Consider the following 14,665-nt stretch of genomic DNA (forward strand, 5'->3'; position numbering starts at 1 on the left):
TTGAACCGTTATATGGGTTCTTTGGCGCTGCAGGAAGGTAGTCATTGTTGACAAGCTGATCCCAATTTGTACTTGGATCAAACGTGCCACCAGTTTCACCCTGAGCGCGATAAAGCTCGATCTGACTTCTTACAGTCTGAAGCTGGCTACGCATTGATGCCTCATTCGCATCATCTGCAGCATCCGTAAACTGTGGAATAACAATCGCGGCAAGAATACCGAGAATTACCACAACAATCAGAATTTCGATCAACGTGAATGCCCGTGGCATTCGTTTGGCCTGAATGTGCATTACACCTGACTCCTAAAACTAGTTGCATTGGCCTTGGGAACATCCCACTGTCCAACGCATCCCTTTGAATGTTCTAAGCCAGGTAACCAACTACCCAGCACTCCAAATAGTTGAACTCGCCGAGAGACAAGATCAACCCCGTTGCGCAGCGCTGCTGCGTGCCAGACGCCTTCCCCTCCAAAGGCGCCGACCCGCATGAGCGAATCCCCACAGGGAGCCACCTGCGCACCTGATGTATCGACCGCCCACATGGGTAGATCGAGTCTGTATGTGATAGAGATGGCAACAATAAAACTCATAAACCACCCAAACCCACCAATTGGTACTCCACCAGCTCTAATGACCCCAAAATCGCCCTCCTGAGCGATCAAGTGGGCACACAAAAAACCGTGTGGCGGACCAGCAACCCCGCAGTCTTTGCAGGGGCCGATACACTGTTTTTCCTTACTTATGATCGTTAGGAGTCGATTCTATGGTTCGAGTCAAGCCATTCCAGGCCATCCACCCGAAACCCAATCTTGCTTCACTTGTCGCCTCTGTCCCCTATGACGTGGTCACCAGAAGCGAGGCCCAAGCCCTGGCACAAGGAAACCCTCACAGTTTTTTACATGTCATCCGGCCTGAAATTGATCTACCTGATGATGTAGACCTACATGATGATTCTGTCTACGCAAAAGCCCGCTCAAATCTAGAACAGCTACTCAATGACGGAGTGCTTATCCAAGATGCAGAGCCTGGCCTCTTTATCTACCGTCAGGTCCAGGGAGATCACATACAAACGGGTGTTGTCTGCTGTTGTCATGTAGATGATTACCGGAACAACATCATCAAAAAGCATGAGCGCACGCGACCTGATAAAGAAGATGATCGTACGCGACACACCATTACGCTACGAGCCAATGCGGGACCGGTATTTCTTACCTACCGAGATACGCCGTCGATCGATCAACTCGTTGATCACGATGTCAACCAACGTCCGTTGTTTCATTTCAATGCCCCCGATGGAGTCACACACACTGTTTGGAGAGTCTCAGATACAAACGCCTATGTCACGGCTTTTGAACAGATTCCCTCCACCTATGTCGCTGATGGCCACCACCGTGCCGCCTCGGCAGCGCGTGCGGGTACTGAATTGGGGCAAAATAGACCAAGCAGCGACCAAGAGTGTGATTGGTTTCTGACCGTCTTATTTCCGGCCAGCCAACTGCAGATCTTGGCATACAACCGAGTTGTTGTGGACCTCAACCACCAACAGCCAGAAGTCCTACTGGAAGCCATTTCTCAGCTCGGCGAAGTACACCCAACGGAGAAGCCTCACCCGGCCGAGCATGGCTTGATCTGCTTTTACTTGGAAAGCCAATGGTATGAACTGAGATTTAATCCCGAGAGCATTGATACCAAGAACCCGATTAAAAGCCTTGATGTCGCTCTTTTGCAGGACCGAATATTAGAGCCATTACTCGATATAGAGGATCCACGTACCGACCAGAGAATTAAGTTCGTCGGTGGCCATCAGGCAACTGAAACAATGGCCAAAATGGTAGACCAAAGCCAAGGGAGTATCGCTTTCAGCCTCTACCCAACCAGTATCGAGCAGTTACTTGCCGTATCCGATGCGGATCTAATGATGCCTCCCAAATCTACTTGGTTTGAACCAAAGCTGAGAAGCGGTCTTTTTGTACACGCTTTAGATGATGAACTGAGTACTTGAACTCAAACAAGCAAGAAGCAACTAGTTACCATATACATCAACAAATCAGGTGTATTTAGGAATTGCACTCATGCCAACTACGAAGGATTCTTCCGCCACAACGTCCACTGTGAACACTTCACGGGCCTGCGTGCTGATCGCTGATAAATTTGAGACCACTGGCATCAACGCACTTGAACAGGCTGGCTGCCATGTGATCACTTCGCCAGATCTAGACCCCTCCACATTACCCAGTGCACTTGATGAAGCTGATCCTGACATTCTGATTGTTCGCTCAACAAAGGTCACTGAAGACGCAATAACAAATGCAAAACGACTCAGCCTCATTGTTCGGGCCGGCGCAGGCTATGACAATATTGACCTGAGTGCTGCATCAAATCGTGGGGTATTTGTCGCAAACTGCCCCGGTAAAAACGCCGTAGCTGTGGCCGAATTAGCTTGGGCGTTGATACTGAGTTGTGATCGCCGAGTACCCGATCAAACTGCTGATCTGCGTGCCGGGATATGGAAAAAATCTGATTATTCCAAAGCTGCTGGCCTGTATGGCAGAACCCTCGGCATTGTTGGACTCGGACGCATTGGCCTGGAAATTGCCGAACGGGGACGAGCCTTTGGCATGCGTACCCTCGCTTGGTCACGCAGCCTCACCCAAGAACAAGCAGATGCTGCCGGGGTCGTCTACTGCAGTACCTTAAACGATTTGGCCAAGATGTCAGATGTCATCAGTATCAATGTTGCCGGCAACGCAGAAACTTCGAACCTCATCGGCGAGGATTTCTTTCAAGCGATGCGATCCGGCGCTACCATTATTAATACGAGTCGCGGTAATGTCATCGATTCTGATGCAATGCAACGCGCTGTCAAAGAGAAAGGCATACGTGCCGGACTTGACGTTTTTGCCAACGAACCTGGTGCTGGAGGCAAAGACTTCAAGGATTCAATTGTCTCACTGCCCGGCGTCTATGGGACACATCATGTAGGCGCCTCAACAGATCAAGCTCAAATTGCAATCGCCAATGAAGCCGTTCGGGTGGTTTGCACCTACCTTGATCAAGGGGTCGTACCAAACAGCGTCAATCGTGCAGAATCCACTCCTGCGACAACACTGCTCACCGTCCGCCATCTCAATCGTCCGGGCGTATTGGCACACGTGTTCTACACGTTAGGACAAGCAGGTATTAACGTCGAAGAGATGGAGAATGTCATTTATGAGGGCGGCGAAGCCGCATGCGCTCGAATCCAGCTCGATGACTGCCCTGGCGATCAAGAACTGGACTCTTTACGTGGCAATGAACATATTCTCCAGGTCACTATTGGAAACCTCGGCCAACTCAATACCTGACAAATACTAAGCCAGCTCTAACACTTCGCAACTTTACTACTGCACAGGGAGTTCAATACATCATGCCAGTGGCTTCGAAAAAGCGGATCTTCAATTTTTCAGCTGGACCGGCCATCATTCCTGAACCGGTCATTGAGCAAGCTCAACATGATCTCTGGAATATCCAGGAATCTGGCATTGGCATTGTTGAACATAGCCATCGTGGCGATCACTTTCAACGCGTACTCACTGAAGCAGATATTGACTGTCGAAAACTAGCGAACATCAGTGATGACTACGCGATCGTGTTCCTACAGGGCGGAGCGACAACACAGTTTTCCATGATACCCATGAACTTTCTGCCCAAAGATGGCACCGCCGACTACCTTGATACAGGCGTGTGGGCTTCCAAAGCAATCAAAGATGCTCAACTATTCGGCAACGTCAACGTCGCCTTTGATGGCAGCAAATCTAAGTACCGTAAACTTCCGGAGTCAGGAACACTGAATCTCACTGAAGGCGCTGCTTATACACACTACTGTTCCAATAACACCATTTATGGAACAGAGTTTCATGCCACTCCAACTTCCAACACACCACTTATTGCAGACATGAGTAGTGATATCTTTAGCCGACAACTCGATATCAATAGTCATGCCATGATTTATGCAGGAGCACAAAAAAATCTTGGCCCAGCAGGAACGGTGCTTGTCATCATGCGCAAAGATCTTGCTGAACGCTGCGAACGAGAGATCCCCTCCATCTTTAGGTATGCAACACATGTAGACAAGGAGTCTTGCTTTAACACACCTCCCACCTTCGGCATCTATCTTATTGGACAGATTCTGAAATGGATTCTTAGGGAAGGTGGCTTACTGGCAATTGAACATCGAAATATCGCTAAAGCCAAAGTGATCTACGATGTCATTGATAACTCAGGTGGTTTTTATTCTGGCGTTTCAGATGAATCCTGCCGCTCAAATATGAACATCACCTTTCGAACACCCAACGACAAGACAGACGCCATGTTTCTTGACGATGCAAACAAACTACAGATGAGTGGACTCAAGGGACACCGTAGCGCCGGAGGTCTCCGCGCCTCGATCTATAATGCCTTTCCAAAGGAAGGGTGCGATGCCCTCGCTGAGTTCATGCAGATTTTTGCGAAGGCAAATGGCTAGGTCAACTCAATTGCCTATGTAGCTAAGATCTCTTGGCATAACTGCCCAGTCTGGCTGACATAAGACTGACCAAACAAATTGACATGATTGAGCACATGATAGAGCTGGTAAACCGCAAGTCGTGAATGCAATCGCGGCGACACCTCCTGCTCAGCGATATAGGCATCAATTACCGCTGCTGGGAAACCACCAAAAAGCTGCATCATGGCGATGTCGGCCCAGCCATCACCATACGAACAAGCTGGATCGATTACGACAACACCGCCATTGTTATTGATCACGACATTGCCAGACCAGAGATCTCCATGCAGCAAGGACACCTTTGGATGCGATGGTATGAATTGACTGAGTCGCTCAATGATCTCACTCACCATTTGATCTACGTCATTCGGAAGGTGCCTCCGGCGTCGAATACAATCTTGCTGATACCCAATTCGGTACTTCGCGTTGAACTCAACCCAGTCATCACACCAAGTGTTTTGTTGAGGTGTATATCCGAGATAATTCGATGAGCTATAGCCATACTGATTATGATTTACTCCCATCGCATGCAATCTTGCTAGATCCACGCCAAATTTTTCCCATCGAGTCTCAGCGCCGCCTTGTTCAATAAATTCCATTGCGAGAACCGTGAACTCTTCCACTTGTGTAATGCCATGTATGTGGGGCACCAGGACGGTATCAGTCAGCGCCAGATCTTGCAGACCAGCAACCTCAGCAGTCAGCATTGCGGCATACTGATTTGTCGATATTTTTACGACACATTTCGCCCCATCAACACCTGTAACGACACTTGCACCATGAATGCAGCCCCCGGCTAATTCAGCAATGTGAGCAACAGCAGGCATGACATCTAATTGACGCAGCGCTATTTCAACAAGATGCTTATCAGCCATCTCGATGCTTTTCAGCAGATTCTTGCAAATGATCTAGTAGTTGGCCACAAGCTGATGAAACAAGCTCAATCACGCGATGAAATCCATCTTCCCCACCATAATAAGGATCTGGCACTTCTTGTTCGACTAGTGAGCCATCATATTCCAGAAGTAGTGAAATCTTTTCCCGAGGCGCGCCCATTGCCAGCAAAGCCTCTCGGTTTTCCTGATCCATACAAACAATGTGTTTGAATTTAAAAAAGTCTTCGCGGCAAACCTGGCGAGCAGAGCCACGCAAATCAATGCCTTGTGATTGCGCCGCTTTTCGCATTCGCTTGTCAGGATCTTGCCCCTCATGCCACCCACCAGTGCCAGCGGAGTCAACTTCAAACTGATCCGCCAGTCCACGCAACTGAGTTTCTGCAACAAACACGCATTCGGCTAATGGGCTACGACAAATGTTTCCCATACATACAAATAATATCTGTGTCTTATGCTCAGATGTCATTTTAACTCACACTCTTCTACTTACTGATGCGCGAACCCATCTACTTAGCAGACGATGACGACGTACTTCCAAGCGAGACCTCGTCCACTTGTATTTCGGCGGGCTGTCTGCGTGCAATCTTGACGGCTACTGCACCAATAAAGCTAAACAGTACAAACACAATTGCATAGACCACCAACAGTCGAATTTCTGTAAACAACACCATCCAAGCCACCAGTATTCCTAAACAAGCAAAAGTAATACCGATTCCATACAAAGCAAACACTGCACGACGCGTACCGCCCAATCCACGATTTAGCTGGTGATGTATATGCTGGTTATCCGCCGAAGACATTGGCCGTCCAGCCATCTTCCTACGAATAATAGCCAACGCTGTGTCAATTATTGGAACGGCAAACACAATCAAGCCAGCAACGACGAGATGTGTTTCTCCATATTCACCAAACATCAAGATAATCACAACAGAGAGATACCCCAAGAGCAGGCTCCCAGCATCACCCAGGAAAATAACCGCCGGATGAAAATTAAAGGGCAAGAACCCGAGCACTGCACCAAGAGTTGCAAGACAAAGTACAACTCGTGCTCCGGCAAGGCTATCTTCCTGCGCTAGAATATCGCCGCCACTAGCGATTTCATGGCTTACCGCCATCAGCACGGATATAACAAGCAAGCCTAACATGACAATACCAGTCAGACCCGAAAGTAAGCCATCAAGACCGTCAACTAAGTTACTCGCATTACATCCACCAAGCACAAAGATTGCAATCAGCGCAGTTCCTATCCAGTAAGAAACATCTATCGACATGCCGGTTATTGGCATTTCGATCATGAGACCACTAGAACCAAATATTGCGACCAGCAGCCCTCGAGCGACATCGGTACCAACCGCTTCAATCGCCAGCGCAGCCGCAGCCACGAGTTGACCCGCCACCTTTAATCTTGGATCCCATCCCCAAATATCATCAGCAAGACCAGTAAATGCGATCGCGATGATTCCAATCACAATTGCAATTGGAACTGGCCGGTAATCTACGACCATTGCATCGAACATGGTGTAGCTCAACCCAATACCAACCAACACTGCGAATACGACAGCTCCACCCCCAAGATACGCCACCGCTTCGCGATGAATTTTCCGGTCTGAATCCGGACGATCGATGATATTGTTCTTCAGCGCTATCTGCCTTGCAATAGGCGTAGCAATGAGCGCTACAAAATAGGCTATAAGGAAGACAGGAATATAAGAGTTGAGAAGCTCTACTGCAGTGGAAGTAGCTCCCTCATCCCATGTCGCGGACAAAATAGCAGACGAATCTGGCTCTAAATCAATACTAAAAGGTAGCTGTGGATCCATACTCTAACCTTCTACCAACTTTGATACTGATGCCTCATGCAACCTATTTTACCGTCACTACTTGCCACCACTTTTTACAAGCCGACGCTTACTCTTTCTTTTGGGTTCGACCCGAATAACCTGCAATGGCTGCGTAGTTCTTCTTGAGATATCCACCTGCTGCGGTACGTGGACGATTTAGCAGAATGCCAATAATCTCGCTATTTGTTTCACCGAGTTCACGAAGCATCCTCGAAACCAATCCTCGCTCCTCTTGGTAAGCACGCACCACAGTGATGACACCATCAGACTGATTGGCGACCACCCTCGCATCACCAGAAACGATTATTGGCGAAACATCTATCAATACTAGATCAAACCGATCTCGCAACACTGCGATTGAACGATCAAATAGTTCGCCATGAAAAGCGTTACTCACCCGATTGTCCGGCGTACCCGCCGAGATGATGCTGATCTGACTTTCATTCTGCACAATCACTTCATCAAGTGACACGTCCCCTGCGAGCACGTCGCCCAATCCAAGTCGCGGCTCTGCGACACCCATAGCCTTTGCTAAACCAGGTCGCCGGAAATTTGCATCAACAACCACAACAGTTTGGCCTGACTCTTTAGCAATCGTTGCAATGTTACTGATGGCTGTCGTTGCCCCTGATTCAGGCATACCACTTACAAACGAAATGACGCCATAACCACCTTGCCCCAGCCGACGAGCAATTGGCTCGTAACTCTGACGGTATGCTTCTGCAATAACACTATTAGGCATTGTCTGGACGATGCGCTCGACCACTGTGGGCCTCGTTGGATCATCTGTTATTTCAGGGATTGATCCAATCACTCGCACCGACGAAAGAAGTTCAAGATCACTTACTCGTTTAATGCGGCGATCTGTTAGTTCCCTAATAAAAACAATGCACAAGGCCAGACCAAAGCACAATACAATACCTAGTGGGATCATAACTTCCCATCTTGGAAACGATAACGTTCGAGGCATCTCAGCATCACCAAGTGAGCGAACGCGCTGTGCATCTTCTCGCAAACGCATTAATCTCAAGCTATTGATCAGATGCACATCTGCATCACGCTGAAGCTCTAAGTGCGTACGCTGCGTTACCATTGCCTCGTAAGACGACTGATCAGCAGCGAGATCCTGCAACTCGCTTTCTTTGCCATCAACATCTTCTTCTATCTGCTGAATCAATCCTAAGAGCTGATCACGCTGATCTGCATATTGAAGACGCTCTGAATTGAGATTACGCTCGATAATCTCTCGTCTTCTTGCATTAATTTGATCTTCCGTTGCTCGTACCCTGACTTCCATCTGATACACATGTGGATGATCATCTCTAAATCGCTCACGACTACCTCTGAGCTCTGCTTTGAGTTGTTCTTCTAACTGGAGCTGCTCACGCAACGTGATGTCTGCTTCAGCCATTTGAATGTCCTCGAAGGTGTAATCCAAAGTGCCAGCAAGCTTCTCAGCTGTTTGTAGCAAGGCGCTGTTGACCATCGCAAGACTTGATCGTGATTCAATCATTTCCTGCGTCAATTGCTCTGTCTCAATTGCCGCCTGACTAAATCGTGCGTCATCTAGGGTTGTAATACCTCGGGCGCGAATAAATGATCGAATCTCGTCTCCAAGGTCCTGCAACATAAGTCTGGTACGTCGAAGCTGATCATCAAAAACTCGCTCATTTTCTACGTAAACGCGATCATTCATCCGCGTCACATACGCCATGTACGCCGTACGAATTGAATTCAACACAATAGGTACATCTGTTGCAGTATGAGCTGACCAACTTGCACCATAAATATTGGTCCCTCGAAGCACTGGTGTTGAAATGTCCTGTTCTAATTCATCTACAGCATCGGCAATCAGTGGCTCGCCAGCTTGACCAACAAAACTGTTTTGAAACCACTCAGTATTTTCACGAACGGATCGATCACTCACTGCATCTTCTAAGATTTCACGCCGCTTAAGGAGGAAGACTTGCGTATTCGATATCCGCGTCACCATTCGATCATCGACAAAGTCCTGCGAACCAACGTCTGTGGCAGTATTAAGGCCGGGGCGCACCTCAAACCACACGTCAGACGAGTACAACGGATAAACAATTCGCAGCACAATCATTGATAACACACCAATGGCTGCCCCAATAAAGACTGAAGCAATTAACCAAACCATGTAATGGCGCAACACTCGAATTGGATCAAGCGTCTGAGTCACCTCGCGGGATGGAGCCATCGAACTGGCAGCTGTTTGTCCTGGTTTTTGATCTTGTGGTTTTAGCATCATGAGGTCTCAAAAGAGTTAGTTCATTCAATTCAAGGAATTGAGATAGCAGCCTTCTCATCTATATCGGCCCGGAGACTTGCAATCTCGGCTTTCAATTCAGGATTCTTCGTAAGTTCATCGGCTCTATTGAGTCTAGAGATCGCTCCCTGAAATCGGCCGTCAAGTGCCAGCACATGAGCCAAATGTAGATATGTAACTGCCCGCTCTTGAATTTCAACCGACTTTCGCAACAATTCTTCCGCCTCCATATCATTTCCCAACTGGAAATGGATCCACCCGAGCTCATCCAGCAGTTCAGCGTTCTCAGGCGAGAGCCTTTTTGCCTGCTCTGCAAAGGACAAAGCCTGGCCAGGCTCTTCCAGATCCACACTGTATATAGCAGACATTATCATGAGAGCGTTCAAATCCTGGGGGTCTTTAGCAAGCGCCTTATTGAGTAACTCAATCGCTTTAGTAGTTTGACCAAGACTTCGATAAATTCTTGCAAGAGTATCCTGATAAGTGACATTGTCTGGATACATTTCTACTACACGCTCACTGAGCGCCAGTGCTTCAACAAGATCACTATCAGTAGTCATCAAGACATATGCCTTATTGTTAAGCGCAACACCATCACTACTATTGAGAGCTAAAATTCTTGAGTACACTTCACCTGCTTCCGAGAAATTATCAGTGACCAAATATATTTGCCCAAGTACGTGTAATGCACTGATAATTTGATCGTCTTCATAATCCGAATCAACCACCATATTGAGTAGCTCTATCGCTCTATCTTGATTGCCTGAATATGATCTAATCCAAAACAGTGCCAGCCCTTGTAACATCTGCGCGTTTTCCTCATACCCCGGAAGGCTTCTTACAAAAGCCTCACCAGCAGACGATTCAGATTCGCTAAATAGACTCTCAAGGTCAGAAAACCAGACTGCATAGCGACGTTTTATCGAATCAGGATCTTCGCCATCAACAATAATGTTTTGGTAAGCACGCGCCATCACTTCAAGAGCCTTATCTCTTTGATTAAGGCTTAAGATCGCTCTTGCAAATAGTCCCGCAAGTACCGAATCCCCAATGATTTCAGGGGTTTCCCTGAACACCTCTACCACCAAAGATCCTTCCCACTCCGGAACATCTCGTGTGATGTCTGCGATCGCCAACAATAAACGTGCATCGCGGCTTACGTTATAAGCCCGCAATAAAGCAGTCACAGCTTCCTTCGTACTTCCATTGAACTGATGGACGGCACCGAGTCTTTGATACCAGAAGGGACTATTGGGAGACAACATTATTCCCTCTTCAATGAGCAATATTGCATCATCCACTTGTCCCTTCGATGTCAGCGACTCAACAAGCATATTCCTAGCCATTACATTGTTAGGAAACTGCAAAACGAGCTGTCGCAGTGTACTATCAGCCGCGTTTTGATTGCCAAGGAGATTCAGCACTTTGACTCGAGCCAGTGAAGTCTGAGTGGTAATAGAGCTTGCTAGCTGATCAGCCTTGTCCAGCGATTGGATTGCCCTATCTAAACTCAGGCGATCCTCATCCCACTGATATTTATCAATGAAGCCAGTAGCTTCTATCATGTACGGCATGGAATCTGTTGGAAGCAGTTTCTTGCTGCTCTCAAGTGATCGCATAGCGTTTGCATGCTCAATATTGGCCAACTCTTTATCACCACCATTTCCATATTGTTTTGACTTCGCCTGGTGGAGTTTGGCTTGTAGAATCTGAGAATAAAAATCACTTTCGTAGAGCTCATTCCGAATAGCGATTTCTTCTGTAGCTTCCTCGAGCATCCCTTCCCAAATGAGGCACTCGATAAGACGAGCATGTACTTTCGAAGTCGGGTTGTCTTTCATCTCTTCACTAAGAAGGGCAAGAGCATCCACATATTGACTTTGTGAAATATATAGGTTGGATAACTGCTGAGCTGCAAACCTTTTATATATGTCATCAAGCTCGATTGCACTAATAAAGGCCTGCTTCGCGTCAGAAAAACGATTCGCTTCAATAAAGTAGCTAGCAAGAGCAATGTAATCTTCACCTACAATGCCCTCACCTAAACTCGATATGCGATCTTTCAACAGTTGTGCGCCTGCTTCTACGTTTCCTTGAGACATCTCTAAATTGGCACAAAGCGAAGCAAACGCTCGATTTTCGCTAAGAGAGACACTCAGCTCCACAATAATTTCTTTTGCTACGTCGTTCCATCTCTCACGAATACTCGCCAACCTAGCACTTTGCTCGTTATCTGAAAGCCGCTCCCAACTTTGGCTGTTGTACATTAGCTGATCATCAGCATTTCGAATATATTCCCATGTCGGATCTGTGAGCGTGATAAGCCTCACCAAATTCGCTGCATTGGTGATATCAGCAGGGTTCGCCTGGTACTGATCTACTCGAGTCTTCATGACAAATGGCAGATTGCCCTGCTCTGCCTCTAACTGCAGCCAAAGCTCCCGGAGTTCAACTTGATTTGGGGCAAGAAGAATCGCTTGCCTAATGATTCGAATTGCACGGCTCGCACCATCAGGGGTCTTGATAAGTGATTTGGCATAAGCTTTGACAAGACTAATATCGTTAGGATTGCGCCGATAAGCTTCGTCAAACGCCTGGTTTGCCTGAGCATCATCTCCGAGATCTCGATAGGACAATCCCAAAGTTCGCCATAGCTTTGCTTGATAAGGCAACTTCTTAATTAACAGCTTTAGGACTTCGACACTCTCAAGAAGTTTTTCTTTACCGGCAACGAGTTTACCTTCACTCTTGAGATTCTGGCCGAGTCTCTGGAAAAACTCCGCCTGCATAAAAAGAAGTTCTGTATTCTCTGGGTTTTCTTGCCTTGCCCGCTCTATTTTCTTTTCAGCTAGATCCCATTCACCCCTATCACAGTCAAGTAACACACTAAATTTCACCACTCTAAGATCATCTGGAGCTTTTTCAGAAAGCGACTCAATGATGGTGTTCAACTTTGAAACAGCATTTACTAAATAGTCTTGTGCCTCTCGACCTACCTCAGCGTAGCCGGTCGATATAAGTGCTTGGATACGAACTTCCTCAATTGCCATATAAGAAATAATCGCCGCGGCTGTTTCAATATCTCGCTCAATAGGATTTTCATTCACTTCTGATAAATAGCTAATAATTGCTTCAATTGGATCTTCTATCTCCAGACTTATCTCAATAGCACGAATGTACGCATTCTCAGGATCTAAGCCTTTTAGTATTTGCAAACATTTTTGAGCCAACGCCTGATCATTCAACATGACGGCAACTTTGATACTGGCTAACAATACACGCGTACTCTCAGGGTTCGATTCCCGCAGTTGCGCAAGATCATTTTTTGCCCCCGAAAGATCATTGGTGCCAATCTTCATAAAAACATCTTGCAGACCCTTTGAAACCACTCCAATTGACGACGAGCCGGTCGCTAGGGCCTCTTCTAGCTGATCTGATAGAGAGCTCAGTTCTTCATATTCATCTATCAATGACTCTGGAACTCTCGAAAGTGTTTCTGAAGCCTGACTATAGCGGCCTAGAATTGCCTCTAACCTTGCTTTGCGAATCACCAGTTGAACATTACTCGGCGTTACCTTCAGTGCCTCAATAGTTCTTTCATAAGCAAGGCCTGTTTGCCCCAACCTATCAAGTGCATCTATCAATATGCGCGCAGTAGACAAATCAACACGCTCCGTTCTCACCCACAATTCTTCTAACTTCTGAGCAGCAAGGCGATAATCACCGTCAACGAATGCTCGCTTCCCATCTGCTCTAAGAACCAACAAATCACTTTCATCATCACCACAGATATTTAATAAGGTAAGTCTTGCCTCATCACACTTTAGTTCCTCATCTGTCAGATCCGCATCAGGATTCTCTTGCTTCTTTCTTTCAAGCTGACTAAGTGCTATATCAAATAACAGAGAAGCACTTCTTTTCTGAAGTGGAAACTGAATCACTGCATTAAAGCTAGAATTAAGACCTGGTCCATTGACAATACCATTCGCTAGCTCATTCGCCTTTAACAATGCAACTTCATCCTGAAAGCTATTTTCATAATGAAGCATTGCCAGCTCATGACGGAAAGCAACTCTGTCTGAATCCCTATCAATATAATTACTTATTATCTTGACTGATCGCTCGTAAGCATTGTCTACCTGACTCAGCCGCAATAGACCTACCGCATTTCTAACAACCATTGCATCATCGGTTTGCTGAATCACCGCTTCCATCTGCTCAATCATTGCATTCTTTTTGGCTAGCAACTCATCGGTGTTTTCTGCCTCATTAGCCAGTTCGCGTTGATATTGAATGGTGTAAAACTTGGCTAACGCAGTAGCGCTGCGAGGCTTGTCTGGAACAACGCGTTCAAGATCTTCGAATGTCTGCATCGCAAATTCGTACTGTTTTTCGGCCTGACGCGAACGCCCATCAAGCTCCAGCCTCGCCACAACTTCAAGACGGCCTTGCGCTAATGAAGACCATGCCAAATCATTTTCAGGATCTAAGGTCAATGCAGCGCGTAGTTCTTCTTCTCCTGGAAAACGAACATTTCCTTCCACATCCACAGTATCGGTAAACTCAGTTGGACTCAGGTATTGCTTTGCGCGCCCGATTTCCGCAAGCAGTTGAGCCTCTTCAAGCGAGTCTTCATTAATCGAATCCTGCATTGTCAGCAAAGCATCTTCTACATTTTGCCATGATTCAATACTGTTTTGCGACCATTGAGCCGCTTTTATTGCATCTTCAATAACTGCCCAATGGAACTCCAGATTGTCAGGCTGATGTATCGCTCTCGAACGCCGAATCAAAACAAGCTCGCCATACCTTGATTTTGCTTCGGTCTGCGTTGGTGGCACGATTGCGAGAATTGATGCTTCCCATTTATCTAGATACTCAAGATTAGACTTCTCTTTACTGACGCCTCGAGCGTACTGCTTAGCCGCATCTTCGTATTGACCCGCGGCCATAAGCGCATCGCCACGGCGTATATTACGACTGGCATCCCCTCGGGCATAAAGAAACCAAAGGCCGCCCAGAATGAAGATCGCTGCCCCAAAAAAAACAGTGATATAGAAGATAAGTTTCTTATTTACTTGGGTGGCCATGATCGCCTCACATAAATAGAGT

Annotated in this window: 10 protein-coding genes; 3 read left to right on the top strand and 7 right to left on the bottom strand. The window is 46.9% G+C overall.

Annotated elements, in window-relative coordinates:
• On the bottom strand, positions 1–292 hold a 292-nt coding region (locus P8J86_00005; protein MDG2053066.1), incomplete at its 3' end, for a prepilin-type N-terminal cleavage/methylation domain-containing protein.
• On the bottom strand, positions 292–663 hold the full coding sequence (locus P8J86_00010) for a hypothetical protein (protein MDG2053067.1): 372 nt from the start codon (positions 661–663) through the stop codon (positions 292–294). The genes P8J86_00005 and P8J86_00010, both read right to left, overlap by 1 nt.
• A gap of 101 nt (positions 664–764) precedes the next feature.
• Here P8J86_00010 and P8J86_00015 point away from each other — a divergent pair, with 101 nt between their 5' ends.
• From P8J86_00015 to serC, 3 genes are all read left to right on the top strand, one after another.
• Positions 765–2,003: a DUF1015 family protein gene (locus P8J86_00015; protein ID MDG2053068.1), complete on the top strand. Its 1,239-nt coding sequence runs from the start codon at positions 765–767 to the stop codon at positions 2,001–2,003.
• Positions 2,004–2,073: 70 nt separating this feature from the next.
• Positions 2,074–3,345, top strand: coding sequence for a 3-phosphoglycerate dehydrogenase family protein (locus P8J86_00020; GenBank protein ID MDG2053069.1), 1,272 nt, complete (start codon positions 2,074–2,076; stop codon positions 3,343–3,345).
• A 62-nt stretch (positions 3,346–3,407) separates the two neighbouring features.
• Positions 3,408–4,505: a 3-phosphoserine/phosphohydroxythreonine transaminase gene (gene serC / locus P8J86_00025; protein ID MDG2053070.1), complete on the top strand. Its 1,098-nt coding sequence runs from the start codon at positions 3,408–3,410 to the stop codon at positions 4,503–4,505.
• Positions 4,506–4,519: 14 nt separating this feature from the next.
• Here the strand turns inward: serC and P8J86_00030 are convergent, their stop codons facing one another.
• The 5 genes from P8J86_00030 to P8J86_00050 form a co-directional block, all read right to left on the bottom strand.
• Positions 4,520–5,401 carry a fructosamine kinase family protein gene (locus P8J86_00030; GenBank protein ID MDG2053071.1) on the bottom strand — a complete coding sequence of 294 codons (882 nt, stop codon included), beginning with the start codon at positions 5,399–5,401 and terminating at the stop codon, positions 4,520–4,522.
• Positions 5,394–5,888 carry a low molecular weight phosphotyrosine protein phosphatase gene (locus P8J86_00035; protein MDG2053072.1) on the bottom strand — a complete coding sequence of 165 codons (495 nt, stop codon included), beginning with the start codon at positions 5,886–5,888 and terminating at the stop codon, positions 5,394–5,396. Before P8J86_00035 ends, P8J86_00030 begins: the two co-directional genes overlap by 8 nt.
• Before the next feature lie 40 nt (positions 5,889–5,928).
• On the bottom strand, positions 5,929–7,242 hold the full coding sequence (locus P8J86_00040) for an MraY family glycosyltransferase (GenBank protein ID MDG2053073.1): 1,314 nt from the start codon (positions 7,240–7,242) through the stop codon (positions 5,929–5,931).
• Positions 7,243–7,330: 88 nt separating this feature from the next.
• Positions 7,331–9,535, bottom strand: a complete 2,205-nt coding sequence (locus P8J86_00045; GenBank protein MDG2053074.1) for a hypothetical protein — start codon at positions 9,533–9,535, stop codon at positions 7,331–7,333.
• 29 nt (positions 9,536–9,564) lie between these two features.
• A complete protein-coding gene (locus P8J86_00050) occupies positions 9,565–14,643 on the bottom strand; it encodes a tetratricopeptide repeat protein (GenBank protein ID MDG2053075.1) in 5,079 nt (1,692 codons plus the stop codon).
• Between the last annotated feature and the right edge of the window lie 22 nt (positions 14,644–14,665).

The organism is Phycisphaerales bacterium (assembly GCA_029268515.1).
Taxonomy (GTDB): Bacteria; Planctomycetota; Phycisphaerae; order Phycisphaerales; family SM1A02; genus JAQWNP01.

Excerpts from the sequence above, each read along its gene's own strand:
- P8J86_00015 (MDG2053068.1), top strand. The coding sequence starts at position 765 with ATGGTTCGAGTCAAGCCATTCCAGGCCATCCACCCGAAACCCAATCTT.
- P8J86_00020 (MDG2053069.1), top strand. The coding sequence starts at position 2,074 with ATGCCAACTACGAAGGATTCTTCCGCCACAACGTCCACTGTGAACACT.
- serC (MDG2053070.1), top strand. The coding sequence starts at position 3,408 with ATGCCAGTGGCTTCGAAAAAGCGGATCTTCAATTTTTCAGCTGGACCG.
- P8J86_00030 (MDG2053071.1), bottom strand. The coding sequence starts at position 5,401 with ATGGCTGATAAGCATCTTGTTGAAATAGCGCTGCGTCAATTAGATGTC.
- P8J86_00035 (MDG2053072.1), bottom strand. The coding sequence starts at position 5,888 with ATGACATCTGAGCATAAGACACAGATATTATTTGTATGTATGGGAAAC.
- P8J86_00040 (MDG2053073.1), bottom strand. The coding sequence starts at position 7,242 with ATGGATCCACAGCTACCTTTTAGTATTGATTTAGAGCCAGATTCGTCT.
- P8J86_00045 (MDG2053074.1), bottom strand. The coding sequence starts at position 9,535 with ATGATGCTAAAACCACAAGATCAAAAACCAGGACAAACAGCTGCCAGT.
- P8J86_00050 (MDG2053075.1), bottom strand. The coding sequence starts at position 14,643 with ATGGCCACCCAAGTAAATAAGAAACTTATCTTCTATATCACTGTTTTT.